The sequence below is a fragment of the Shewanella decolorationis S12 genome (assembly GCF_000485795.1).
Lineage (GTDB): Bacteria > Pseudomonadota > Gammaproteobacteria > Enterobacterales > Shewanellaceae > Shewanella > Shewanella decolorationis.
In genome coordinates, this window is record NZ_AXZL01000022.1 from 1 (window position 1) to 256 (window position 256).

Here is a 256-nt window from a genome sequence, read left to right on the forward strand (position 1 = left end):
TGAAGCTCACCAAACATCATTCTTGGCACGCCTGGGTGCTCAGCTACGAATTCGATATGACTCATGAACATCGCCTCCATGGCTGCCAAGGGCGACTCGATTCCTTGTGCGGATCGATCGATTCTGGCTAATAGGCGCTCTGCTACCCACTCCATGACCGCCTGCCAAATAGCTTCAGATCGGAAGAGCACACGTCTGAACTCCAGTCACACAGTGATCTCGTATGCCGTCTTCTGCTTGAAAAAAAAAAATAAGT

At 50.0% G+C, this 256-nt stretch carries 1 pseudogene; it reads right to left on the bottom strand.

The window, feature by feature from the left end:
• Positions 1-176 (bottom strand): annotated as a pseudogene (locus SHD_RS22185) (TetR/AcrR family transcriptional regulator); the annotation flags it as partial.
• Between the last annotated feature and the right edge of the window lie 80 nt (positions 177-256).